Here is a 23,627-nt window from a genome sequence, read left to right as displayed (position 1 = left end):
AGAAAAGCCATGGCCAAAGAAGGCTCGGTAGCCCCCAAGGAACGCATCAACGTCACCTTCAAACCCGCCACCGGCGGTGCTCAGGAAGAGATTGAACTGCCGCTGAAGCTGCTGGCAATCGGTGACTACACCCACCGCAAGGACGATCGCAAGATCGAGGATCGCAAGCCGATCAGCATCGACAAGATGACCTTCGACGAAGTGCTGGCCAAGCAAGAGCTGGGTCTGACGCTGAGCGTGCCGAACCGTCTGCAGGAAGATGGCGAGGCCGACGAGCTGGCTGTGCAACTGCGCGTCAACTCCATGAAGGACTTCAACCCGGCCAGCCTGGTCGAGCAAGTGCCTGAGCTGAAAAAACTGATGGAACTGCGCGACGCGCTGGTGGCCCTCAAAGGCCCGCTGGGTAACGCACCTGCGTTCCGTAAAGCCATCGAAGGCGTGCTCGCCGACGATGAATCCCGCGGTCGCGTACTCGGTGAGCTGGGCCTGAACGCCGCAGCTCCGGACGCTTGAGACTCCAGCAGCCAAGGAAGCCAACACAATGAGCACTAGCGCAGCACAACAGAACGCCGCAGAAAACGGCGAGTACAGCATTCTCGACAGCATCATCGCCGAAACCCGCCTGACGCCGGACGACGAAGCCTACGACATCGCCAAGCGCGGTGTGTCGGCGTTCATCGAAGAGCTGCTCAAGCCGCAGAACAACGGTGAGCCGGTCAAGAAAGCCATGGTTGACCGCATGATCGCCGAGATCGATGCCAAGCTCAGCCGTCAGATGGACGAAATCCTGCACCACCCGGACTTCCAGGCGCTGGAATCGTCGTGGCGTGGTCTGCAACTGCTGGTCGACCGCACCAACTTCCGCGAAAACATCAAGATCGAAATCCTCAACGTCTCCAAAGAAGACCTGCTGGACGATTTCGAAGACTCGCCGGAAGTCATGCAGTCCGGCCTGTACAAGCACATCTACACCGCTGAATACGGCCAGTTCGGTGGTCAGCCGGTTGGCGCGATCATTGCCAACTACTACATGTCCCCAAGCTCGCCGGACGTGAAGCTGATGCAGTACGTGTCCAGCGTAGCCTGCATGTCCCACGCGCCGTTCATCGCCGCCGCCGGCCCGAAATTCTTCGGTCTGGAAAGCTTCACCGGTCTGCCGGACCTGAAGGATCTGAAAGATCACTTCGAAGGCCCGCAATTCGCCAAATGGCAGAGCTTCCGTACCTCCGAAGACTCCCGCTATGTCGGCCTGACCGTTCCGCGTTTCCTGCTGCGTAACCCGTACGACCCGGAAGAAAACCCGGTCAAGTCGTTCGTGTACAAGGAAAACGTTGCCAACAGCCACGAGCACTACCTGTGGGGCAACACCGCTTACGCGTTCGGCACCAAGCTGACCGACAGCTTCGCCAAGTTCCGCTGGTGCCCGAACATCATCGGCCCACAGAGCGGCGGCGCGGTTGAAGACCTGCCTCTGCACCACTTCGAAAGCATGGGCGAAATCGAAACCAAGATTCCTACCGAGGTTCTGGTTTCCGACCGTCGTGAATACGAACTGGCCGAGGAAGGCTTCATCTCCCTGACCATGCGCAAAGGCTCCGACAACGCGGCGTTCTTCTCCGCAAGCTCGGTGCAGAAGCCGAAGTTCTTCGGCATCAGCGCAGAAGGCAAGGCTGCAGAGCTGAACTACAAGCTCGGCACCCAACTGCCGTACATGATGATCGTCAACCGCCTGGCTCACTACCTGAAAGTGCTGCAGCGCGAGCAACTCGGTTCGTGGAAAGAGCGTACCGACCTCGAGCTGGAGCTGAACAAGTGGATCCGCCAGTACGTGGCCGACCAGGAAAACCCGAGCGCCGAAGTGCGTGGCCGTCGTCCGCTGCGCGCTGCGCAAGTGATCGTCAGCGACGTTGAAGGCGAGCCGGGCTGGTACCGCGTCAGCCTGAACGTGCGTCCGCACTTCAAGTACATGGGTGCCGATTTCACCCTGTCGCTGGTTGGCAAGCTGGACAAAGAGTAAGAGCGACTCATGGACGGATACGGCAGCCTTTTCGAGCGCCTCAACGGCGACGCGGAACAGCGCAAGGGCAAGAGCCTCGAGGCTTCGGCCATGGCGTCGGTGGCTGCCCATCTGGCCAAAATGCTCAGCACCCGGGCCGGCAGCGTGCAAACGCTGTCCGACTACGGGTTGCCCGATCTCAATGACATGCGCCTGAGCCTGCACGACTCCCTGAGTCAGGCCCGCCTGGCCATCGAAAGCTTCATCGAAGCCTACGAACCGCGCCTGAGCAACGTGCGTGTCATTTCCCTGCCGCGTGACCACGACCAGCTTCGCCTGGCCTTCAGCATCGAAGGCCTGCTGGAAGTCGAGGGTTTCAAGCGTCAGGTCAGTTTCGCCGCGCGCCTGGATGGCAGCGGTCAAGTGAAGGTCAACTAAGGAGAACCCCGATGTCTGGCAAACCTGCAGCACGCGTATCCGACCCCACCGCTTGCCCGCTCCCCGGCCACGGCACCAACCCGATCGCCGCCGGTTCCGGCGACGTGTTCTTCGACGGCCTCCCGGCCGCTCGCCAGGGCGATGCCTCGGCGTGTGGTGGTGCGTTGGTCGGCGATCTGGCGACGACGGTTCTGATCAATGGCAAACCGGCCGCCACGGTCGGTTCGGTTGGATCTCATGGCAATAAAGTCACGGCTGGATCCGGGACGGTGATTATCGGCAATTCGCATTCGCCGGCGCCGTTTGTGCCGCCGTTGCCGGTGGAAATTCAGTGGCCGTTTAGTCAGCACTTTGTGGTTCGTAATCCTAGAACCGGCGCACCGGTTGCTGACCGGCCGTACACCTTGCGTACAGCCTCCGGTAAAGAGGTCAGGGGCGTTACTGATGCACAAGGTCGAACGAGACCTATTGCTTCCCACCTCGCTGAAAGTGTCACGCTTATCGTCGAAGAACAGACTTCGCTCGTGATTGCTTAAGGGACTATCACATGCCGGCACCCACTCCTGTAACAGCTCAACTCACCCCTTCCTCTGACAAGAAGCCAGCGGAAGCGGCCGTCGATCATTTCCAGATCACAGATATTCCAGGTGTGATGAGAAAAATGGGCTGGAAGGAAAGCGCTCGAATCATGCAGCGTTGGTTCGACGGTGCGCCTTTCGTGATGTCCTCAAGTGAGAAGCGGGGACGTCTTGCCGTTGACAAGATCACCCAAGAAAAACTGTTTGATGATTTGGATTTTGAATGGCTTACCTCCTCCTCGCCCCACACAGGTGAAACCATCAAAGAGCTTATTGCGAAGGCCGCAAGCCCCAGTCAATACAATGAGCTTATTGGCCGTCAAAAGGGACTGACGCAATTAGCACCGGGGCTTTTGCAATTTATGACTTGCATGAGAACGCTTGGAGTTCTTGATGAGGCTAACCAGGACCTTGCTAGGGGTGCTCATGACTACAGTGCCCTGAGTGCAAGAATGCTGGAGTCTGCTACGCAATATAATTTTCGATCTATCGGGATTACCACTTCGGAAAAGAAGAATAATCCATTGGATGATGTGTACGGCACATTGGGTGGATTTGTTATTAAATTTGCAGTCACAAAATTCAGCACTACACCCAAGACGAAAAAAATGGCTGCTACATTAACGATTGAAGAAATTGGTTGTTATGTACGTGATACATATGAGTTTCTGAATGAAGATGGCAGCGACCAACTGCTTGGGTATTGGAATCACGACGGCGTTGTCAGGCCGAGCATTTTTGCATATTTAACTTCGCCAGAAACATATGAATCTGAGGGGAAGGTTTACTTCAAAGTGACCAACGATAGTTACAATAATTACCGCAGCAAGCTTGGCAAGGGTGGTGATTTGTTTGTTTACTCTACGGTCAAGAAAATTCCTGTATCCATTCATCATCGTTTTACCTCTGCAGATTTTGCAGAGTTTTCGCAACGATCAGCTAAGGCAATGCCATGAAAGCGTCCCTTAGAAAGTGCTTTTTACTTTTTTCGTTGTGCGTGCTTGTGCCAGTTTTGGTTCTTTTGGGCTTGAAGGTGCTTAGCTCAAAGGCCGCGGAGCCTCTTTTCATTGACTGGAATGACTCAGGAAGCTGCTATATCGCAACGTATTCACCGAATTACAATTTTTTGGGTGTAGTGGCTGGTCGTGCGTTTAAGTACTTTAGCAGCCCGTATTTTTATCGCGTTTATACAAAAAATAACGATCTACTAAAAACATCAGAATGGTATCTCTGGCGGGATGAGGGGAGTCCCGGCATTGCACCCGAGTTTCGCGGAGAGATGATTGTTTATCCAGGCTCTGAAGGCTGGGAAAGTTGGATAGTTTCAGAGTGTCGTTGATGCCTGATTTAAAGGCGGCCTCGCTACCTGAGAAAGTTGGAGAGCGTTATTCATGCACGCAATGAGTTTGCAGGGGTATCTGGCCAGTGTTGCTGACAGTGATCTGTTTGGCTGCCTGGCCTTGTTGAGCTTTGTATTGCTCCTGACTGCCTCACATCGGGCGGCTCGAAATTCACGCCTTCACCGCGCACTAACGCTCTCGGTTTTGGCTGCTGTTGTAGCTATCCATGGCCTTGGATCGTGGTACGGAAATCTGAGACCAGCATGAGCAACTACTACCGTATCGCCATGTGCCTGTTTGTCCATGCCTTCGGATGTGTGGCCTACGTGTTTTTGAATAATGCAGTAGTACATGCCTACAAGCATCTGAACGGCGGGTTCACCACGCGTGGGGTCGCGATCGGTATTGCCAGCTACGCGATGTTTTACATTTTTCTCGGTGTCAATTTTATTGCTGCGCTGATTCCAAGCCTCGTTGCCAAACTGGTGATTCTGAGCCTTATGGTGGGCTTCATCCTGCTTTGGATGCTCCCCGACAACCCATTGAGAGCCTTGTTTTATGGCGTCGCTCAAGGTTGCGTCACCTTGCTGGCAATCCTCGCTTCTCAAGTCATCGAGTTGCGCTGGGTATTAAGAAACATCGCTGGACGCATCCAGCCGAACCAGCCTGAGAGTGCCATCCAATGATCAGGTCAGGTATCGAGCGTAATCCACAGGACAGTTATTCCATGAGTTCCACTACCAGGCAGGTAACCCGTGTCCTTTAACCACTACTACCAAAGCGAACTCACCGCACTGCGCCAGCTGGGTCGCCGTTTCGCCGAGCGTAGTCCGGCGTTGGCGCCGTTCCTGGGGCAGGCCGGGCGGGATCCGGATGTGGAGCGGTTGCTGGAAGGCTTTGCGTTTCTGACCGGGCGGCTGCGCCAGAAGCTCGATGACGAGTTGCCGGAGCTCAGCCATTCCCTGATGCAGTTGTTGTGGCCGAACTACATGCGGCCGCTGCCGGCGTTCAGCATTCTGCAGTTCGACCCGCTCAAGCGTTCCGGGCCGGCGCTGAAGGTCGAGCGTGACACGCCGATCGAAAGCGTGCCGATCGAAGACGTGCGCTGCCGCTTCCGCACCTGCTACCCGACCGAAGTCATGGCGCTGGATCTGGCCGCGCTCAACTACTCGGTGAAGGGCGACGGTTCGCTGCTCAGCCTGCGCCTGGAGATGAGTGCCGACGGCCACCTCGGCGAGCTGGAGCTGAGCAAACTGCGCCTGCACTTTGCCGGCGAGCGCTACATCAGCCAGATGCTCTACCTGAGCCTGCTGCGCAACCTCGACGGCATCGAACTGATCCCGCTCGACGGCGCCGGCAAGCCGATCGATGGCGTGAGCGGCAAGCCGATGGCGTTCAAGATCCCGGGTGACCGGGTCAAACCAGTGGGCTTTGCCGAAGAAGAAGCGTTGATCCCGTATCCGCTGAACACCTTCCGCGGCTATCGCTATCTGCAGGAATACTTTGCCTTCCAGGACAAGTTCCTGTTCGTCGATGTCCACGGTCTGGACATTCTCAAGGCACTGCCGGAAGACACCCTCAAGCAGATGCGTGGCCTGGAATTGCGCTTCGACATCCGCAAGAGCGGCATCATGCGCATGCGTCCGACCCTGGATAACGTGAAGCTGTTCTGCACGCCGATCGTCAACCTGTTCAAGCACGACGCACTGCCGATCCGCCTCGACGGCAAACAGGATGAATACCTGCTGCTGCCGGCTGAATACGATCTGGAAAACTGCGGCGTGTTCTCGGTGGAAACCGTGACCGGCTGGAAGCCCGGCGGCCTCGGCTATCAGGAATACGTGCCGTTCGAATCCTTCGAGCACGATCCGAGTTTCGACGTGCCCAACAGCCGTCCGCATTACAGCATCCGCCAGCGCTCGTCGCTGCTGCACGACGGCCTCGACACCTACCTGAGCTTCGGCATCCGCCACACCGAAGCCCATGAAACCCTGTCGATCGAGCTGGTCTGCACCAACCAGAACCTGCCGCGCAAACTCAAGCTCGGGCAGATCTGCATGGCCTGCGAAGAGACCCCGGAGTTCCTGAGTTTCCGCAACATCACCCCGGCCACTTCGAGTTTTGCGCCGCCGCTGAACCGTGACTTCCTGTGGAAGCTGATCAGCAACATGTCGCTTAACTATCTGTCGCTGGCCGACGTCAATGCACTGAAGGTGATTCTCGAAACCTACGACCTGCCGCGCTACTACGACCAGCACGCGGAGAAGGTCAGCAAACGGCTGCTGGGCGGCCTCAAGCACATCAAGCATCACCACGTGGACCGCTTGCACCGTGGTCTGCCGGTACGCGGTTTGCGCACCGAACTGACCATCGACCCGGAAGGGTATATCGGCGAAGGCGATCTGTTCGTCTTCGCCTCGGTTCTCAACGAGTTTTTCGCGCTTTACGCCAGTCTCAATTCATTCCACGAGCTGCGGGTAAAAAGCACACAGGGAGAGGTGTACCAATGGACACCACGTATGGGCCTGCAGCCCCTGCTTTAAGCGGGCTGACGAAGGTAATACGCGAGTACTCGCTGTTTCAGGCCGTGCTGCTGGTGATCGACCGGCTGCGCGATGCGCACCCGTACCTGAGCGAAGACGATTTGTACGACCAGCTGGAATTCCAGGCCAACCCGAGCCTCGGATTTCCGCGCAGCGACGTCGATCGCGTGGAGTTTTTCGAAGAGCACGGGCAGATGCGCGCGCGCCTGCGGTTCAACCTGATCGGCCTGGTCGGTTCCGGCTCGCCGCTGCCGGCGTTCTACGGCGAGCAAGCTTTGGGCGACAGCGAAGACGGCAACCCGACGCGCAATTTCCTCGACTTGTTCCACCATCGCCTGCAACGGCTGATGCTGCCGATCTGGCGCAAGTACCGCTATCGCGCGAGCTTCCAGAGCGGTGCGGTCGACCCGTTCTCGTCGCAGCTGTTCGCCCTGATCGGCCTCGGCGGCGACGAGATCCGCAAGGCCAAGGAACTGAACTGGAAACGCCTGTTGCCGTACCTCGGCCTGCTCAGCTTGCGGGCGCACTCGGCGGCGTTGATCGAAGCGGTGCTGCGTTACTACTTCAAGCACGAAGACCTGGTCATCGAGCAATGCATCGAGCGCCGCGTGGAAATCCTCGAAGAACAGCGCAACCGCCTCGGCTTCGCCAACAGCGTGCTGGGTGAAGACCTGGTGCTGGGCGAACGCGTGCGCGATCGCAGCGGCAAATTCCGCATTCACATCACCGAACTCGACTGGGAACGCTTCCACGAATTCCTGCCCATCGGTTTCGGTTACCAGCCGCTCTGCGCGCTGGTGCGGTTCACCTTGCGTGACCCGCTCGATTACGACATTCGCCTGGTGCTGCGTCCGGAAGAAATCCGCGAACTGCGCATTGGCGAGAAGAACGACTGTCGCCTGGGGTGGACCAGTTGGCTGGGCTGCGAGAAAGCAGACGGCGTGGTGACCCTGGGCAGCAAAATTCATTAAGGACGTGAGCCATGATCAACGTAGACCTGCAACAACTCATCCAGGCGCTGGACGCCGAAACCCGTCGCGATCTGGAGCGTTCGGCCGAGCGCTGCGTGGCCCGTGGCGGCAGCAAGATTCTGGTCGAAGACTTGCTGCTCGGCCTGCTGGAGCGCCCGAACGGTCTGCTCTCCCGCGCGCTGCAGGATGCCGATGTTGATGCCGGCGAGCTGAGCGCCGCCCTGCAATCGCGGGTCGAGCACAGCGCTTCGCGCAACCCGGTGTTCGCCCCGGAACTGGTGCAGTGGCTGCAGGACGCGCTGCTGGTGGCCAACCTTGAACTGGGCCAGACCTCGGTCGAAGACGCGGCGCTGATCCTCGCGCTGCTGCGCAACCCGATGCGCTACGCCGGCAGCCGCTACCAGCCGTTGCTGGCCAAACTGAACATTGATCGCCTGAAGGAATTTGCTCTGTCGCAACAGCCTCAGGCAGCGGCCAACGGCAAACCGGCCGCCCAGGGCGAATCGCTGCTCGAGCGCTTCACCCACAACCTGACCCAACAGGCCCGCGACGGCAAACTCGACCCGGTGCTGTGCCGCGATGGCGCGATCCGCCAGATGGTCGACATCCTCGCCCGTCGTCGCAAGAACAACCCGATCGTGGTCGGTGAAGCCGGTGTCGGTAAAACCGCCATCGTCGAAGGCCTGGCCTCGCGCATCGCTGCCGGTGAAGTGCCGCAAGTGCTCAAGGGCGTCGAGCTGCTGTCGCTGGACATGGGCCTGTTGCAGGCCGGTGCCAGCGTCAAAGGTGAATTCGAGCGTCGTCTGAAAGGCGTGATCGACGAGGTCAAAGCCTCGCCGAAGCCGATCATCCTTTTCATCGACGAAGCCCACACCCTGATCGGCGCGGGCGGCAACGCCGGCGGTTCCGACGCGGCCAACCTGCTGAAACCGGCACTGGCTCGGGGCGAACTGCGCACCATCGCCGCGACCACCTGGGCCGAGTACAAGAAATACTTCGAGAAAGACCCGGCACTGGCCCGTCGTTTCCAACCGGTTCAGCTGCACGAACCGACCGTGAGCGAAGCCGTCACCATCCTGCGTGGCCTGGCGCAGGTCTACGAGAAGAGCCACGGCATATACCTGCGCGATGACGCGGTGGTTTCTGCAGCGGAACTGTCCGCCCGTTACCTCGCCGGACGCCAACTGCCGGACAAGGCTGTCGACGTGCTCGACACCGCCTGCGCCCGTGTTCGCATCAGCCTCGCTGCCGCCCCGGAAAGCCTGGAGCGCCTGCGTGGCGAACTGGCTGAAGGTGGCCGTCAGCGTCAGGCCCTGCGCCGCGATGCCGAAGCCGGTCTGCTGATCGACCACGAAGCGCTGGAGGCACTGGAAGCGCGTCTGGACGAAGCCGAAGCCGAAAGGGTCGCACTGGAAACCCAGTGGACCGAGCAGAAACAACTGGCCGAGCGCCTGCTGGAACTGCGTCAGCAACTGGCCAAGGCCCGCGAAGCCGCTGCGGTCGAGCCGGTGGTCACCGTTGAGGAAGACGCCGAAGGCACCGTGATCGAAACCCACGCCGCCGACGTCGACGAAGCCCTCAGCGTTGAAGCGCTGGAAGCGCAACTCAACGAAACCCACAGCGCCCTGACCGCCGCACAGGTCAAGGAGCGTCTGGTCAGCTTCGAAGTCTGCCCGCGTCTGGTGGCCGAAGTGATCAGCGCTTGGACCGGCGTGCCGCTGGCGCAACTGGCCCGCGAACACAACGCCAAGGTCGCGAGCTTCGCCACCGACCTGCGCACCCGCATCCGTGGTCAGGAACAAGCCGTGCACGCACTGGATCGCTCGATGCGCGCCACCGCTGCCGGCCTGAACAAGCCTGACGCACCGGTCGGCGTGTTCCTGCTGGTCGGCCCGAGCGGTGTCGGCAAGACCGAAACCGCCCTGGCACTTGCCGACCTGCTGTACGGCGGCGATCGTTTCATCACCACCATCAACATGTCCGAGTTCCAGGAGAAACACACCGTTTCCCGCCTGATCGGTGCACCGCCAGGCTACGTCGGTTACGGCGAGGGCGGCATGCTCACCGAAGCCGTGCGCCAGAAGCCGTACTCGGTGGTGCTGCTCGATGAAGTCGAGAAGGCCGATCCGGACGTGCTCAATCTGTTCTACCAAATCTTCGACAAAGGCGTGGCCAACGACGGCGAAGGGCGCGAGATCGACTTCCGCAATACGTTGATCCTGATGACCTCGAACCTGGGCAGCGACAAGATCAGCGACCTCTGCGAAGACGGTGCGCGTCCGACCGCCGAAGTGCTGGAAGAAACCATTCGCCCGGTGCTCAGCAAACACTTCAAGCCAGCGCTGCTGGCGCGGATGAAAGTGGTGCCGTACTACCCGGTCGGCGGCCCGGTGCTGCGCGAGCTGATCGAGATCAAGCTCGGTCGTCTGGGCGAGCGTCTGAACCGTCGCCAGCTGGATTTCACCTGGTGCCAGAACCTCGTCGATCACCTGTCCGAGCGCTGCACCCAAAGCGAAAGCGGTGCGCGCCTGATCGACCATTTGCTCGACCAGCACGTACTGCCGCTGGTGGCCGACCGCTTGCTCGACGCCATGGCCACCGGTGAGAGCCTCAAGCGCGTGCATGCGACGCTCGACGGTGAAGCCAGCGTGACCTGCGAGTTCGCCTGAGGTGAGTGTGATGTTCACTCAAGTGCCGCAGCCACTGCTCTATGCCGAAGCCTTGCTGGCGCAGTTCGCCAGCCTGTCGCGCGCGGCGGACGGTGCTGCGCTGCTGGGTGACTTCGTGCGCGGTCTGGCCGGGCTGAGCGGTTGCGAACTGACGCAGCTGTACTTGCTGGACGCCACGCACACGTCGCTGGGGATGAACGCCGAATGCCTCGACGGCGTGCTGCAACCGCGCAGCGCGGCGAGCCTGCCGGCGGACTACAACGGCGAGCAACTGTTGCAGTTCGCCCTGTGCCAGAACCGCGTGGTGAGCTTCGACGACCTGGGCGGCAGCCTGCACGAAACCAGTTTCCTGCCGGCGTCGTCCACGCCGTGGCAGTCGCTGTTGTGCGTGCCGCTGGTCAATCAGCAGAAGGCTGTCGAAGGCCTGTTGCTGTGCGCCAGCCGTCGCCATATCAACCTGCAAGGCTTCGCCGATTCTCTCGGCCAGCTCGGCTCGTTCGTGCTTGGTCAGTTGCACTTGCTGCAACGCCTGCGCCAGCCAGTGGATGCGGCCGCGCCGGTCGTGCGCAGTCTGCCGAGTGCCAGCGGCTACGGCCTGATCGGCAAGAGCGCGGCGATGCGTCAGACCTACTCGCTGATCAGCAAAGTCCTGCACAGCCCGTACACCGTGCTGTTGCGTGGCGAGACCGGCACCGGCAAGGAAGTGGTCGCACGTGCGATCCACGATTGCGGCCCGCGCCGGTCCCAGGCGTTCATCGTGCAGAACTGCGCGGCGTTCCCGGAAAACTTGCTGGAAAGCGAGCTGTTCGGCTATCGCAAAGGCGCGTTCACCGGGGCCGATCGCGACCGCGCCGGGCTGTTCGACGCGGCCAACGGCGGCACTCTGTTGCTCGATGAAATCGGCGACATGCCGCTGTCGCTGCAAGCCAAGTTGTTGCGCGTGTTGCAGGAAGGCGAGATCCGCCCGCTGGGTTCCAACGACACCCACAAGATCGACGTGCGCATCATCGCCGCGACGCACCGCGATCTGTCGGTGCTGGTCAGCGAAGGCAAATTCCGCGAAGACCTGTACTACCGTCTCGCGCAATTCCCGATCGAGTTGCCGGCCCTGCGTCAGCGCGAAGGCGACATCCTCGACCTGGCCAAACACTTCGCCGACAAGGCCTGCAGCTTCCTGCAACGCGATCCGGTGCGCTGGTCGGAAGCGGCGCTGGAGCACCTGTCCGGTTACACCTTCCCCGGCAACGTGCGCGAACTCAAAGGCCTGGTCGAACGCGCAGTGTTGTTGTGCGAGGGCGGCGAGTTGCTGGCCGAGCATTTCTCGCTGCGCCTGGAATCGGCGCCGGCGTCGGAAGACCACTGCGGCCTCAATTTGCGCGAACGACTGGAAGCGGTCGAACGCAATCTGCTGCTCGATTGCCTGCGCAAGAACGACGGCAACCAGACGCTCGCCGCCCGGGAACTGGGCTTGCCGCGACGCACGCTGCTGTACCGGCTCGGTCGCTTGAACATCAATCTGGGAGATTTCGATGGGTAGGCAAAAGTCCGTCGGATTCACCTCGAAAACCTATTTCAGCGCCGCCCGTGAGGGTCGGCGCTTTGTGCTTTGTCTACACCTGGAGACCCTCTGATGTCTGTTCGTCACTGGCACGCTGTCCTGCTGACCCTCGTCGTTCTATGCGGCCTCGGCGGTTGCAGCGGCAATTACAAATTCAACGATAACGATTACCGCCCGTTGGGTGATCCGCAGGCGGTCAATCGCGGCAAGTGACCGCAAGGAGCATCAAACATGGAATTGGTTTTCGAAATGCTGAACACCAAGCAGTTCGTGCCCACCGAGCTGTGCCAGCGGACCTTCAAACAGGCCGGTGGCGTGATCGGGCGGGGCGAGGACTGCGACTGGATCATCCCTGACCGCAAGCGTCACTTGTCCAATCACCACGCGATTGTCAGCTATCGCGAGGGCACGTTTTTCCTGACCGACACCAGCAGCAACGGTGTTCAGGACGGCGACAGCGGCGCACGCCTGCACAAGGGCGAACCGGTGCGCATCGAGCACGGCAGCACCTACGTGCTGGGCGACTTCGAGATTCGTGCGCGACTGGTGCGCGACCCGGCGACGTTCGACGGTGAAGTCGGCCAGCCACGCGCCGCCGGCACCATCATCCCGGACGACGCGTTCCTCGACCTCGACCCGCTGAAGTCGCTGGAGCAGCAAGAGCGCGTGTACTCGGAATTCGAGGAGATGCTCGCGCCGGTTACCGATCCTGAAGACTCCCGTCAGCGCGCCGACTACGCGCGCATCGACATGGAAAGCCTGATGGTGCCGGAGCTGATCGTCGAGCCCAAGCCTGAGCCTGCGCCGGCACCGAAAGCGGTCGAGCGTCAGAGCGAAACCTTCTGGGATAAATTCGGCGCGGCCCTCGGTGTCGATCTGAAAGGCCTGAGCCATGACGAGCGCGAAGCACTGGCGGTCAATGCCGCACGTCTGCTGCGCCAGAGCATCGGCGGTCTGCAACAGAGCCTGCGCACCCGTTCCGAGCTGAAGAACGAGCTGCGTCTGGCCCAGACCACCGTGCAAGGCACCAACAAGAATCCGCTGAAATTCGCCGTCGATCCGAGCGAAGCGCTGGACATCCTGTTGCAACCGCACAAGCCGGGCCATTTGCCGGCCGAGCAGGCGATCTCCCGGGCGTTCCGCGATTTGCAGGCGCATCAGGTGGCGCTGCTGACCGCCAGCCGCGCGGCGGTGCGCGGCACTCTGGAGCACTTCTCGCCGGAGCAGTTGACCCTGCGTTTCGAGCGCGACAACAAGCCGTTGCTCGCCACCGCCGGCGGCCGCTGGAGAGCGTTCAACCGCTACCACCATGCGCTGCGTCAGGACGACGACTGGAGCGAGCGCCTGCTGGCCCGCGACTTCGCCCAGGCCTACGAAGAACAGATCCGCCTGATCTCCACCCTCCACACCGACCACCAAGGATGATGCGCATGTCTCGCCGCTCGACCGCTTTTTTCAAGACGCTGACCGCGCTCACCCTGTTGGTGCTGCTCGCCGGTTGCTCGTCGCTGTCGCCGTATTCGAAAGTGACCAAGATCAACCTGAAGCTGACCGGCAGCGATCAGTTGAACCCGGACCTCAACGGTCGTCCGTCGCCGATCGTGGTGCGCCTGTTCGAACTCAAGCACCCGGTGACCTTCGAGAACGCCGATTTCTTCAGCCTCTACGAGCGCGCCAAGGAATCCCTCAACCCGGATCTGGTGGCCAGCGAAGAACTCGAACTGCGCCCGGGTGAAACCGTGGAACTGAAACTCAGCGTGGAGGAGGGCAGCCGCTTCATCGGCATCCTCGCCGCGTACCGCGACCTGCCGGAAACCAAATGGCGCCACACGTTCCCGATCACACCGCTGGAAGTCACCGAAGCCGATCTGACCCTGGATCAGGCCGGTATCCGCAAGACCAACGAAGTGCTCGCCAAGGCGGATGACTGATCATGAATACCCATAAAGTCATCTGGCAGGAAGGCATGCTGCTGCGTCCGCAGCACTTCCAGCACAACGACCGCTACTACGATCACCAGATGAAGACCCGCACCCGGTTGCTGGGCGGTTACACCTGGGGTTTCCTGAACCTTGAGATCGACTTGCAGTTCCTCAACATGGGCAAACTGGTAATCAGTGAAGCCTCGGGGATCCTGCCGGACGGCAGCCTGTTCGAACTCGGCGGCAACACCGAACCGCTGGCCCTGGACGTGCCGCCGAACACCGGCAACACGCCGATCTACCTGGCGCTGCCATTGGTCACCGGTAACCACATCGAGGCCCGTCGCCCGGAGCAGTCCGACGTTCTTGCGCGGTACACCGCGTATGACGCCGAAGTCGCCGACTCCAACGCCGGCGATGATTCCGCCAGCCAGGTCAGCTGCGGCCGTCCGGATTTCAAGCTGTTGCTCGGCGAGCAGCAGAGCGACCAGGCCTACGTGAAGCTGAAAATCTGCGACGTGCTCGACACCACACCGGACGGCGTGATCAGCCTCGATCCGGATTTCGTGCCGACCTACATTCAGGCCCACGCCTCCAGCTACCTGCTGTCGTGCCTGAAAGAAGTGATCAGCATGCTCGGTCACCGGGGCGACACCATTGCCGAGCGCATCCGTTCGAACGGCAAGGTCGGCGGCGCGGAAATCGGCGACTTCATGATGCTGCAACTGATCAACCGCACCGAACTGCTGCTGCGCCACTACCTGGGTCTGGAGCAGGTTCACCCGGAAGAGTTGTACCGCACGCTGCTGACTATGCTCGGCGATCTGGCGACCTTCTCCAGCGACAGCAAACGCCCGCGTCTGGACAGCCGTTACTCCCACGCCGACCAGGGCGCGAGCTTCCGCAAACTGATGGAGTCGATCCGTCAGGTACTGTCGATGGTGCTGGAACAGCACGCCATCGAACTGATCCTGCAAGCGCGTCAGTACGGGATCATCGTGTCGCCGCTGCACGACCACAAACTGCTGGGCTCGGCGTCGTTCGTGCTGGCAGCCAGTGCCAACTGCGACTCCGAAGAACTGCGCAATCGCTTGCCTGCGCACCTCAAGGTCGGCCCGGTGGAGCGCATCCGCCAACTGGTCAACCTGCACCTGCCGGGGATCAAGGTCAAACCGTTGCCGGTGGCCCCGCGGCAGATCGCGTTCCACTCCAACAAAACCTATTTCATCCTCGAACTCAGTTCCGAAGACCTGGCACAACTCGAGCGCTCCGGCGGCTTCGCGTTCCACGTGTCCGGCGAATTCGCCGAGCTTGAACTGAAATTCTGGGCCATCAGGAACTGACCGACATGATCAAGGACATGGAACACAACCAGGACGACAAAACCGTCCTGCTCGACCGTCAGGGCCATGGCCCTGCGGCGAGTCCGCTGACCGACTTCGCCGCGCCACCGCGCTTCGAACAACTGGAAGAACGGATGATCTACGCCGCGCGCCTGCGCCCGGCGGAAGCCTTCAACATCAGCCTTAATTCGCTGGTGGCGGCGTCCTCCGAACTGCTGTCGGAAGTGGTGCGTCTCAAGCACAGTGAAACCCGCGAAGACCTCTACGCGCTCAACGAGCGCCTGACCGCCGGGCTCAAGCTGTTTGAAGTGCGCGCCCTGCACAACGGCGCCGAAAGCAGCCAGGTGATGGCCGCCCGTTACGTGCTCTGCACCGTGGTCGACGAAGCCGTCGTGACCACGCCGTGGGGCAACGAAAGCGAGTGGTCGCAGATGAGCCTGCTCAGCAGCTTCCACAACGAAACCTTCGGTGGCGAGAAGTTCTTCCAGCTGCTCGATCGGCTGTCGAAAAACCCGGTCAAGCACCTGCCGATGCTGGAACTGATGTACCTGTGCCTGTCCCTCGGTTTCGAGGGCAAGTACCGCGTGCAGGCGCGCGGCATGCTGGAACTCGAAGGCATCCGTGACGCCCTGTACCGGCAGATCCGTCAGTTGCGTGGCGACGTGCCGCGCGAATTGTCGCCGCAGTGGGAAGGCCTCAACGATCAGCGCCGCAACCTGGTGCGCATCGTGCCGGCGTGGATGGTGGTGCTGTTCACCTTCGTCTGCCTGGTGATGATGTATTCGGGCTTCGCCTGGGTCTTGGGCGAGCAGCGCGACACCGTTCTGCAACCATATCAGCCGCTTGATCCGGCCGCGGCCCAGCCGCAGTCGCAGCCGTAAACAGGGACGTGTGATGAAAAAGTTTTTCAAGAAAGTCGGCGCCTTCCTGCGCCAGACCTGGGTCTGGACCCTGCTGCTGGTGCTGTTCGTGGCGCTGCTGGTGTGGTTCGTCGGCCCGCTGTTGGCAGTGGATGACTACAAGTTCTGGGAAAGCGCGACTTCGCGCCTGCTGACCATCAGCGTGCTGTTCCTGATCTGGGGCCTGACCATGGTCTTCGTCAGCTGGCGCGCCGGTATCCGCAAGAAAGCCGTCGAAGAAACCGAAGACGGCCAGGACCGTATCCGCCGCGAAGAGTTGATCGACGAAGAGCAGAAAGAGTTGAAGGAGCGTTTCAAGGACGCCCTGAAAACCCTCAAGACTTCGAGCCTGTATCGCGGCCGCAGCGAGCGCTGGCGCAATGACTTGCCGTGGTACTTGCTGATCGGCCCGCAGGCCAGCGGCAAGACTAGCCTGCTGGACTTCTCCGGGCTGGAATTCCCGATCAACAAGATCGACCGCAAGCTGACCCGTGATACCCACGGCACTCGTCATTGCGACTGGTACTTCGCCGATCACGGTGTACTGATCGACACCGCCGGCCGCTATCTGACCCAGCCGGATGCGGAAGTTGACGGCAGCGCCTGGACCACCTTGCTGGAGCTGCTGCGCAAGCGTCGTCGCGGTCGTCCGCTGAACGGCGTGCTGGTGACCATTCCGGTGGAAACCCTGACCGGTGGCAGCGAACAGGACATCGAAACCCTGGCCCGTCAGGTGCGTGCGCGTCTGCAAGACGTCTATCAGAAGCTGCACGTCGATGTGCCGGTGTATCTGGTACTGAGCAAGGCCGACAAGCTGCTGGGCTTCGACGAGTTCTTCGATCAGCTGACCCGCGAAGAAAGCGATCAGGTGCTGGGCACCAGTTTCCGCAAGGATCAGGTCGGCACCGACGTGACGGTGCTGCGCAACGAGTTCGAAGAGTTGCTGCGTCGCCTCAACAGCCAGGTGATCATGCGCATGCACTCCGAGCGCGACACCCAGCGCCGTGGCCGCATCCTCGACTTCCCGCACCAGATGGGCCAGATCGGCGAGCGTCTGTGCCTGCTGGTCGACATGGCGTTCACCGGCAACCGCTACCAGCGTGCGACGCAACTGCGTGGTTTCTACCTGACCAGCGCACCGCACCTGACTCAGGAAATGGATTCGACCACCGCCGGCATCGGCGCGAGTCTGGGCATGAGCGCCGGCGTGCTGCCGACATTGCGCAGCGGTCGTTCGCGTTTCATCCATCACTTGCTCAGCCGGGTGATTTTCCCCGAGGCCGATCTGGCCGGTCTGGACAAGCGCGAGCGCAGCCGCATCCACTGGGGGCAGCGTGCGTTGTACGTCGGCGCACTGGGTGCGCTGGTCCTGTTCGGCATGCTCTGGGCCGGTGGTTTCTCGGCCAACTACGAGCGTCTGGAAAACCTGCGCAATCTGGCGCAGAACTGGACGCAGCAACGCACGGCACTGTCGCCGCGCGATGACGCCATGGGCGCACTGAAAACCCTCGACACCAGCTACGCTGCCACCCAGGTGTTCCCGAAAAAAGGCGACGCGGCGTACCACGAACGGATGGGTCTGTATCAGGGCCAGGACGTCAATCCGGTGGTCAAGGAGGCTTACGAGCACGAGCTTGAAAAGCAACTGCTGCCGCGCGTTGCAACGATGCTTGAAGGCCAGATCCGCGCCAACATGAAGGACCGCGAAAAGCTGATCAACAGCCTGCGCGCGTACCTGATGTTGAACATGAAGGATCGTCGTGACGCGGCATGGCTCAAGGACTGGATCGCGGCGGACTGGTCGCAGCGCTACACCGGCAACACCGCGGTGCAGAACGGTCTGAACACGCACCTCGAGCGTCTGTTGCAGCAGCCGTTTATCTATCCGCTCAACGAGCAACTGGTGGCCCAGGCGCGTCAGATCCTGCGCAGCGAGTCGCTGGCGACCGTGGTTTACCGCATGCTCCGCGAGCAGGCGCGCAACCTGCCGGATTACCGTTTCAGCCAGCACCTCGGGCCGCAAGGCTCGCTGTTCATCGGTACCGAATACGTGATCCCGGGCTTCTACACCCAGACCGGTTATCAGCAGTATTTCTCGGTACAAGGCGCGTCGCTGGTGACCGACATCCTGCGTGACAACTGGGTGCTGGGCGAAGGCGCCGGCATCAGCGACATGGACTTGCGTCGCCTGATGGTCGAGCTGGAGCAACTGTACTTCCGCGACTATGCCAACTACTGGAGCGAGGCCGTTGGCCAGGTGGCGCTGCCGCCGATCAGCGATGCCGGTGAAGGCGCAGAGCAACTGGCGGGCCTGACCTCGGCCAACTCGCCGGTGCTGGCGCTGCTGACCGAAGTGCGTGAGAACACCCGCTTTCCGGCAGCTCCTGAACCGGTGGATGAAGCCGGTGACGCTGCCGATGCGCTGGCGGGGCAGAAGGGCAAACTGGGCAAGGTCGGCAAACTCGCTTCGGCGTTGACGGACAAGGCTGCGGCCATGAACGTGGCGAAGAACCTGCCGGACACGGCCAAGAAGTCCCTGCAACGTCGCTTCGAGCCGCTGCATAAACTGCTCGACGACAACAACGGGCCGGCCGCTGACCTGACCCCGGCCTTTACCGCGCTCAACGACCTGCAACTGCAACTGGCGGGCCTTGCCCGTTCCAGCACATCGGAGCAAGCCGCGTTCGAACTGGCCAAGACCCGCATGAGCGGCCAGCGTGATGCGCTGACCAATCTGCGCAATGCGTCCGGTCGTCTGCCGCGTCCGCTGAGCGTGTGGTTCAACGTGCTGGCCGAAGACTCGTGGCGCCTGGTGCTCAACGATGCCTACCAATACCTGAACGGCCGTTATCAGAACGAGCTGTACAGCGTGTATGGCAAAACCATCAACAAGCGTTACCCGTTCAGCGCCTCGAGCACCAGCGATGTGGCGATCAGCGATTTCCGCGAGTTCTTCCGGGCTCAAGGCACCATCGACCGCTTCTTCGACAGCTACATGCGTCCGTTCGTCAGCGGTGATCCGGGCAACTACCGGATGCGCAGCGTCGACGGCCGCAGCCTGCCGGTATCCAAGGTCTTCCTCGATCAGATGGCGGCGGCCCTGAACATTCGCCAGAGCTTCTTCTCGATCAACCCGGCCGAGCCGACCGTGCAGTTCAAGCTGGAACCGTACACCCTCGATCCGGCGGTCAGCCGTTCCGAGTTCAAGTTCGGCGACAAGACCATGGAGTACCGCCACGGTCCGATCCTGCCCATGAGCTTCAAGTGGCCGACCGATGCTGAAGACGGTCGCACCAGTCTGGTCATGGACAAGATGGCCGGACGCCCGATCGGCATCGAGAAAAACTCCGGCCCGTGGTCGCTGTTCCGTCTGTTCGACCTGATGCAGACCGAGTACCTGACCGGTCGCGACGTGCTGGTGCTCAAAGCCGACGTGGGTGGCCTGCGCGCCAACTACCTGCTGACCAGCCAGCGCACGCCGAACCCGTTCGACATGGGCGTGCTGCGTACCTTCCGTATGCCGGTGCAGCTCTGATGCTGGTGGCCAGTCCCTGGCGCAGCGCGGCGCGAACCGACCCGGGCAAGGTGCGGTCGCGCAACGAAGATGCCTTCCTCGACACCCCGCAGCATGGGCTGTGGGTGGTCGCGGACGGCATGGGCGGTCATCAGGGTGGCGACATCGCCAGCCAGTTGATCGTCGCCAGCCTGGCTGAACTGCCGCAGCACGAAGACTTCGACGAACGTCTCAAAGCCATCCGCCAGTGCCTGCACTGGCTGAACCGGCGCCTGGGGCAGGAGTTGACCGTCACCGCCGGGCGTCACGACAGCATCATGGGCAGCACCGTCGTGGCGCTGCTGGTGGAAGGCAATCGCGCGGCCTGCATCTGGGCCGGCGACAGCCGTTGCTACATGTGGCGCGGGCAGCGGTTGTATCAGCTGTCGAAGGATCACTCGCTGCAACAGCAACTGATCGATGAGCAGCAGATGAGTGTCGAACAGGCGGCGGCGCACCCGGCAGCCCAGGCGTTGACCCGGGCGGTCGGCGCGGCGGAACAGTTGACCCTGGATGTGCTGGAACTCGAGGTCTATCCCGGTGATGTGTTCCTGCTGTGCAGCGATGGTTTGTATCAAGGCCTGAGCAGCGATGCCCTCGGCAACGCCCTCAGCCTGGCGGCGCCGCATGTGGCGCTGGAACGTCTGTTCGACGGCGCCCTGCGTGGCGCCGCCCGCGACAATCTGACGGCCGTGGTGATCCGCCAATGACTGAAATCGAATCCTCAGTCGATGACTTGCTGATGAGCGAGGAGCAGGCCAACAACCTGACCTATTTCGCTTTTGCAAAGCAGCACAACGCCGAACCCGCGCTGGCGCCAACCAAGGCCAGCGTCGGCGCACTGCCGGATGTTCTGGCAGGCCGCTACCACCTCGAGCGCCTGCTCGGGGCCGGCGGCATGGGAGCGGTTTACCGGGCCCGGGATCTGCTGCACGAACAGTTCGGCGATCCCGATCCTTACATTGCGCTGAAAATCCTCAGCGAAGAATTTGCCGAGTCGCCGGACGCCAGTGCCTTGCTTTACAGCGAGTTCGCCCTGACCCGACGCCTGCGCCACGACAACGTGCTGCGACCGCACACGTTCGAAGTCGACACCGATTGCCAGCAGGCCTTCATCACCATGGAACTCATGCGTGGCCTGACCCTGGACAAACTGCTCTGCGAGCGGCCGCTGGGCCTGCCGTGGAAAGAACTGCGCGACATCGCGCTGCCGCTGCTCGACGCGCTGGCCTACGCCCACCGTCGCGGGGTGCTGCACGGTGACATGAAACCGAGCAACGTCATGCTCAGCGAAGACGGCGTGCGCCTGTTTGACTTCGGTCTCGGGCAGGCCGAGGAGGGCATCCTGCCCGGCCTGCCGCACCTGAGCCGCGAGCGCTTCAACGCCTGGACTCCGGGCTACGCCGCCCCCGAACTGCTTGAGGGCCAACCGCTGTCGGCCAGCGCGGACGTGTACGGCGTGGCCTGCGTGATCTATGAACTGGCGGGCGGCAAACACCCGTTCCGCCGCTTGCCCTCGACCCAGGCCCGTGACGAACACCTGGATCGCGAACTGCAAGCCCCGGCAAATCTGCCGACACACTGCTGGCCCGCGCTGCGCACCGCGCTGGCCTTTGACGCGGCGGAGCGCAACATTTCTGCCGAACAATTGCGTGACGCCTTGGGCGCCACTTCGTCCTGGCTGCAGCGTTTGCGGCTGAGGGCGTAACGGATGACATTCGAACAGGGAGCACTTTATGTTCAACCCAGCTAACGAAACGCACTTCAGCCTGACTGTTGAAGATTACGTAGGCGACCTGCAAGTCCTGTCGTTCACCGGCACCGAAGGCATCAGCCAGCCGTTCCGTTTCGACCTGGAACTGGTCAGCGAAAACCCGGATCTGGACCTGGAAAAACTCCTGCACAAACAGGCCTTCCTCGCCCTCGATCCGCAGGGCTCGGGCATCCACGGCCAGATCTACCGCGTGGCCCAGGGCGATGCCGGCAAGCGCCTGACCCGCTACAAGGTTTCGCTGGTGCCGCAGCTGCAATACCTGCATCACCGCACCAACCAGCGCATCTACCAGCAGATGTCGGCGCCGAAAATCATCGCGCTGATCCTCGACGAGCACGGCATCAAGGGCAACGCCTACAGCTTCCAGCTCAGCCAGCCGTGCCCGGATCGCGACTACTGCGTGCAGTACGACGAAACCGATCTGCACTTCGTCCAGCGCCTGTGCGAAGAAGAAGGCATTCACTACCACTTCCAGCACAGCCAGAAAGGCCACCTGCTGGTGTTCGGCGATGACCAGACGGTTTTCCCGAACCTCGGCCAACCGACCGCGTACGTGCAAGGCAGCGGCATGGTCGCCGAAGAACCGGTGATCAAAGGCTTCAAGCTGCGCCTGGAAACCCGTACCAGCCGCACCACCCGCCGCGATTACGACTTCGAGAAACCGCGCCTGCAAATGGAGGCCGCGTACAAACCGGACGGCGCTCTTGATAGCAAAGACGCTGAACCGGATCTGGAAGACTACGACTACCCCGGCCGCTTCATCGACCGCGCCCGCGGCAAGTTCCTCAGCCAGCGCGCCCTCGAACGCCACCGAGCCGACTACCGTCAGGCCGAAGGTCGCGGCGACCAGACCAGACTGGTCAGCGGCCACTTCATGGAAATGTCCGACCACCCGCGCAGCGAGTGGAACGACCTGTGGCTGCTCACCGAAATCTTCCACGAAGGCAAACAACCGCAAGTCCTCGAAGAGTCGGTAACCAGCGACACCACCGACAACAAGGATGACTTCCACCAGGGCTACCGCAACACCTTCCTCGCCACCCCGTGGGACGTGTTCTACCGCCCCGCGCTCGAACACCCGAAACCCCGCGTGCTCGGCAGCCAGACCGCGATGGTCACCGGCCCCAAAGGCGAAGAAATCCACTGCGACCAGTACGGCCGCATCAAGGTGCAATTCCACTGGGACCGCGAAGGCCAGGCCGACGACAAGACCAGCTGCTGGCTGCGCGTCTCCAGCTCCTGGGCCGGCGACCGCTACGGCGCCATCTCCATCCCGCGCATCGGCATGGAAGTCCTCGTCACCTTCCTCGAAGGCGACCCCGACCAGCCACTGGTCACCGGCTGCCTGTACCACAAGGAAAACCCGGTGCCGTACGCCCTGCCGGCGAACAAAACCCGCAGCGTCTTCAAAACCCTCAGCTCCCCGGGCGGCGGTGGCTACAACGAACTGCGCATCGAAGACAAAAAAGGCGCCGAACAAATCTTCATCCACGCCCAGCGCGACTGGGATGAAAACGTTGAGCACGACCAGAAGATTCGGGTCGGCAATGAACGCCACGACACCGTGGTGAAGAACACCTACACCGAGCTGAAGGCCGAAGAACACCGCACCACCATCAGCGACCGCAAGATCGAAGCACGGATGGATGACCACCTGACTATTGGCGAGAGCCAGCATGTGAAGCTCGGGACTGCGCAACTGACGAGTGCAGGGAAAGAGATTCACATCAAGGCTGGGGACAAGATTGTCATTGAGGCTGGGACTGAGCTGACGATTCTCGGCGGTGGCAGTTTCATCAAGCTGGATGGCGGTGGTGTGACGGTGGTTGGGCCGGTGGTGAAGATTAATGCTGGCGGGTCGGCTGGGTCGGGGACCGGGATCGGGATCAAACCGCCGGTGCTGCCGGGGGCGGCGGATAAGGATAAGGCGGGGAGTTTGATGGATCAGGCGTTGTTGAATGCGCCTGAAGAACAGGTCAAACGCAAGCCAAAACGCATGCTCAATTTTTCTGGGTAATACATCGACGGCAATCCAAGCCACCA

General features: G+C 61.3%; 20 protein-coding genes. All 20 read left to right on the top strand.

Annotation, left to right across the window (positions count from 1 at the left end; genetic code table 11):
* Positions 1-9 precede the first annotated feature (9 nt).
* The 20 genes from tssB (at position 10) to ABFB52_RS00310 (ending at position 23,601) form a co-directional block, all read left to right on the top strand.
* The gene (tssB, locus tag ABFB52_RS00405; RefSeq protein ID WP_003229587.1) at positions 10-513 is read left to right on the top strand and encodes a type VI secretion system contractile sheath small subunit; all 504 of its coding nucleotides are present in this window, start codon (positions 10-12) and stop codon (positions 511-513) included.
* 28 nt (positions 514-541) lie between these two features.
* On the top strand, positions 542-2,017 hold the full coding sequence (tssC, locus tag ABFB52_RS00400) for a type VI secretion system contractile sheath large subunit (protein WP_011336600.1): 1,476 nt from the start codon (positions 542-544) through the stop codon (positions 2,015-2,017).
* Positions 2,018-2,026: 9 nt separating this feature from the next.
* Positions 2,027-2,434 (top strand): type VI secretion system baseplate subunit TssE, encoded by a 408-nt coding sequence (gene tssE / locus ABFB52_RS00395; protein WP_064379801.1) that lies wholly within the window; start codon positions 2,027-2,029, stop codon positions 2,432-2,434.
* Between the two features lie 11 nt (positions 2,435-2,445).
* Positions 2,446-2,970 (top strand): PAAR domain-containing protein, encoded by a 525-nt coding sequence (locus tag ABFB52_RS00390; RefSeq protein ID WP_102688425.1) that lies wholly within the window; start codon positions 2,446-2,448, stop codon positions 2,968-2,970.
* 11 nt (positions 2,971-2,981) lie between these two features.
* Entirely contained in the window at positions 2,982-3,968 is a 987-nt protein-coding gene (locus ABFB52_RS00385; protein WP_085747933.1) for a DUF6402 family protein, read from the top strand.
* Positions 3,965-4,351 carry a hypothetical protein gene (locus ABFB52_RS00380; RefSeq protein ID WP_129972432.1) on the top strand — a complete coding sequence of 129 codons (387 nt, stop codon included), beginning with the start codon at positions 3,965-3,967 and terminating at the stop codon, positions 4,349-4,351. Before ABFB52_RS00385 ends, ABFB52_RS00380 begins: the two co-directional genes overlap by 4 nt.
* A 264-nt stretch (positions 4,352-4,615) precedes the next feature.
* On the top strand, positions 4,616-5,038 hold the full coding sequence (locus ABFB52_RS00375; RefSeq protein WP_102688424.1) for a hypothetical protein: 423 nt from the start codon (positions 4,616-4,618) through the stop codon (positions 5,036-5,038).
* 69 nt (positions 5,039-5,107) lie between these two features.
* Positions 5,108-6,895: a type VI secretion system baseplate subunit TssF gene (gene tssF, locus ABFB52_RS00370; protein WP_011336593.1), complete on the top strand. Its 1,788-nt coding sequence runs from the start codon at positions 5,108-5,110 to the stop codon at positions 6,893-6,895.
* Positions 6,859-7,866, top strand: a complete 1,008-nt coding sequence (gene tssG / locus ABFB52_RS00365) for a type VI secretion system baseplate subunit TssG (protein ID WP_039765146.1) — start codon at positions 6,859-6,861, stop codon at positions 7,864-7,866. Before tssF ends, tssG begins: the two co-directional genes overlap by 37 nt.
* A gap of 11 nt (positions 7,867-7,877) precedes the next feature.
* Positions 7,878-10,535: a type VI secretion system ATPase TssH gene (tssH, locus tag ABFB52_RS00360; protein WP_129972431.1), complete on the top strand. Its 2,658-nt coding sequence runs from the start codon at positions 7,878-7,880 to the stop codon at positions 10,533-10,535.
* 10 nt (positions 10,536-10,545) lie between these two features.
* Positions 10,546-12,072, top strand: coding sequence for a sigma 54-interacting transcriptional regulator (locus ABFB52_RS00355; protein WP_129972430.1), 1,527 nt, complete (start codon positions 10,546-10,548; stop codon positions 12,070-12,072).
* Between the two features lie 93 nt (positions 12,073-12,165).
* A complete protein-coding gene (locus tag ABFB52_RS00350) occupies positions 12,166-12,306 on the top strand; it encodes a hypothetical protein (RefSeq protein WP_003229566.1) in 141 nt (46 codons plus the stop codon).
* 18 nt (positions 12,307-12,324) lie between these two features.
* On the top strand, positions 12,325-13,518 hold the full coding sequence (gene tagH, locus ABFB52_RS00345) for a type VI secretion system-associated FHA domain protein TagH (RefSeq protein ID WP_085747928.1): 1,194 nt from the start codon (positions 12,325-12,327) through the stop codon (positions 13,516-13,518).
* A 5-nt stretch (positions 13,519-13,523) separates the two neighbouring features.
* Positions 13,524-14,024, top strand: coding sequence for a type VI secretion system lipoprotein TssJ (gene tssJ, locus ABFB52_RS00340; RefSeq protein WP_011336587.1), 501 nt, complete (start codon positions 13,524-13,526; stop codon positions 14,022-14,024).
* Positions 14,025-14,026: 2 nt separating this feature from the next.
* Positions 14,027-15,358: a type VI secretion system baseplate subunit TssK gene (tssK, locus tag ABFB52_RS00335; protein WP_039765155.1), complete on the top strand. Its 1,332-nt coding sequence runs from the start codon at positions 14,027-14,029 to the stop codon at positions 15,356-15,358.
* Positions 15,359-15,363: 5 nt separating this feature from the next.
* Positions 15,364-16,239, top strand: a complete 876-nt coding sequence (gene icmH / locus ABFB52_RS00330; protein WP_011336585.1) for a type IVB secretion system protein IcmH/DotU — start codon at positions 15,364-15,366, stop codon at positions 16,237-16,239.
* Positions 16,240-16,252: 13 nt separating this feature from the next.
* Positions 16,253-19,792 carry a type VI secretion system membrane subunit TssM gene (gene tssM, locus ABFB52_RS00325; protein ID WP_129972429.1) on the top strand — a complete coding sequence of 1,180 codons (3,540 nt, stop codon included), beginning with the start codon at positions 16,253-16,255 and terminating at the stop codon, positions 19,790-19,792.
* Complete coding sequence (locus ABFB52_RS00320; RefSeq protein WP_039765158.1) at positions 19,792-20,520, top strand: PP2C family serine/threonine-protein phosphatase; 729 nt, start codon at positions 19,792-19,794, stop codon at positions 20,518-20,520. Before tssM ends, ABFB52_RS00320 begins: the two co-directional genes overlap by 1 nt.
* Positions 20,517-21,518: a serine/threonine-protein kinase gene (locus ABFB52_RS00315; protein ID WP_129972428.1), complete on the top strand. Its 1,002-nt coding sequence runs from the start codon at positions 20,517-20,519 to the stop codon at positions 21,516-21,518. The genes ABFB52_RS00320 and ABFB52_RS00315 overlap by 4 nt, the downstream gene beginning before the upstream one ends.
* 28 nt (positions 21,519-21,546) lie before the next feature.
* On the top strand, positions 21,547-23,601 hold the full coding sequence (locus ABFB52_RS00310) for a type VI secretion system tip protein VgrG (protein ID WP_346836112.1): 2,055 nt from the start codon (positions 21,547-21,549) through the stop codon (positions 23,599-23,601).
* The last annotated feature ends 26 nt before the right edge of the window (positions 23,602-23,627 follow it).

The organism is Pseudomonas sp. 9.2(2024) (assembly GCF_039695385.1).
Classification (GTDB): domain Bacteria; phylum Pseudomonadota; class Gammaproteobacteria; order Pseudomonadales; family Pseudomonadaceae; genus Aquipseudomonas; species Aquipseudomonas paraglycinae.
This window is presented reverse-complemented; position numbering and strand designations above follow the sequence as displayed.

What these genes read in the sequence shown, in the direction of transcription:
- tssB (WP_003229587.1), top strand. Translation starts at nt 10, where the DNA reads ATGGCCAAAGAAGGCTCGGTAGCCCCCAAGGAACGCATCAACGTCACC.
- tssC (WP_011336600.1), top strand. Translation starts at nt 542, where the DNA reads ATGAGCACTAGCGCAGCACAACAGAACGCCGCAGAAAACGGCGAGTAC.
- tssE (WP_064379801.1), top strand. Translation starts at nt 2,027, where the DNA reads ATGGACGGATACGGCAGCCTTTTCGAGCGCCTCAACGGCGACGCGGAA.
- ABFB52_RS00390 (WP_102688425.1), top strand. Translation starts at nt 2,446, where the DNA reads ATGTCTGGCAAACCTGCAGCACGCGTATCCGACCCCACCGCTTGCCCG.
- ABFB52_RS00385 (WP_085747933.1), top strand. Translation starts at nt 2,982, where the DNA reads ATGCCGGCACCCACTCCTGTAACAGCTCAACTCACCCCTTCCTCTGAC.
- ABFB52_RS00380 (WP_129972432.1), top strand. Translation starts at nt 3,965, where the DNA reads ATGAAAGCGTCCCTTAGAAAGTGCTTTTTACTTTTTTCGTTGTGCGTG.
- ABFB52_RS00375 (WP_102688424.1), top strand. Translation starts at nt 4,616, where the DNA reads ATGAGCAACTACTACCGTATCGCCATGTGCCTGTTTGTCCATGCCTTC.
- tssG (WP_039765146.1), top strand. Translation starts at nt 6,859, where the DNA reads ATGGACACCACGTATGGGCCTGCAGCCCCTGCTTTAAGCGGGCTGACG.
- tssH (WP_129972431.1), top strand. Translation starts at nt 7,878, where the DNA reads ATGATCAACGTAGACCTGCAACAACTCATCCAGGCGCTGGACGCCGAA.
- ABFB52_RS00355 (WP_129972430.1), top strand. Translation starts at nt 10,546, where the DNA reads ATGTTCACTCAAGTGCCGCAGCCACTGCTCTATGCCGAAGCCTTGCTG.
- ABFB52_RS00350 (WP_003229566.1), top strand. Translation starts at nt 12,166, where the DNA reads ATGTCTGTTCGTCACTGGCACGCTGTCCTGCTGACCCTCGTCGTTCTA.
- tagH (WP_085747928.1), top strand. Translation starts at nt 12,325, where the DNA reads ATGGAATTGGTTTTCGAAATGCTGAACACCAAGCAGTTCGTGCCCACC.
- tssJ (WP_011336587.1), top strand. Translation starts at nt 13,524, where the DNA reads ATGTCTCGCCGCTCGACCGCTTTTTTCAAGACGCTGACCGCGCTCACC.
- tssK (WP_039765155.1), top strand. Translation starts at nt 14,027, where the DNA reads ATGAATACCCATAAAGTCATCTGGCAGGAAGGCATGCTGCTGCGTCCG.
- icmH (WP_011336585.1), top strand. Translation starts at nt 15,364, where the DNA reads ATGATCAAGGACATGGAACACAACCAGGACGACAAAACCGTCCTGCTC.
- tssM (WP_129972429.1), top strand. Translation starts at nt 16,253, where the DNA reads ATGAAAAAGTTTTTCAAGAAAGTCGGCGCCTTCCTGCGCCAGACCTGG.
- ABFB52_RS00320 (WP_039765158.1), top strand. Translation starts at nt 19,792, where the DNA reads ATGCTGGTGGCCAGTCCCTGGCGCAGCGCGGCGCGAACCGACCCGGGC.
- ABFB52_RS00315 (WP_129972428.1), top strand. Translation starts at nt 20,517, where the DNA reads ATGACTGAAATCGAATCCTCAGTCGATGACTTGCTGATGAGCGAGGAG.
- ABFB52_RS00310 (WP_346836112.1), top strand. Translation starts at nt 21,547, where the DNA reads ATGTTCAACCCAGCTAACGAAACGCACTTCAGCCTGACTGTTGAAGAT.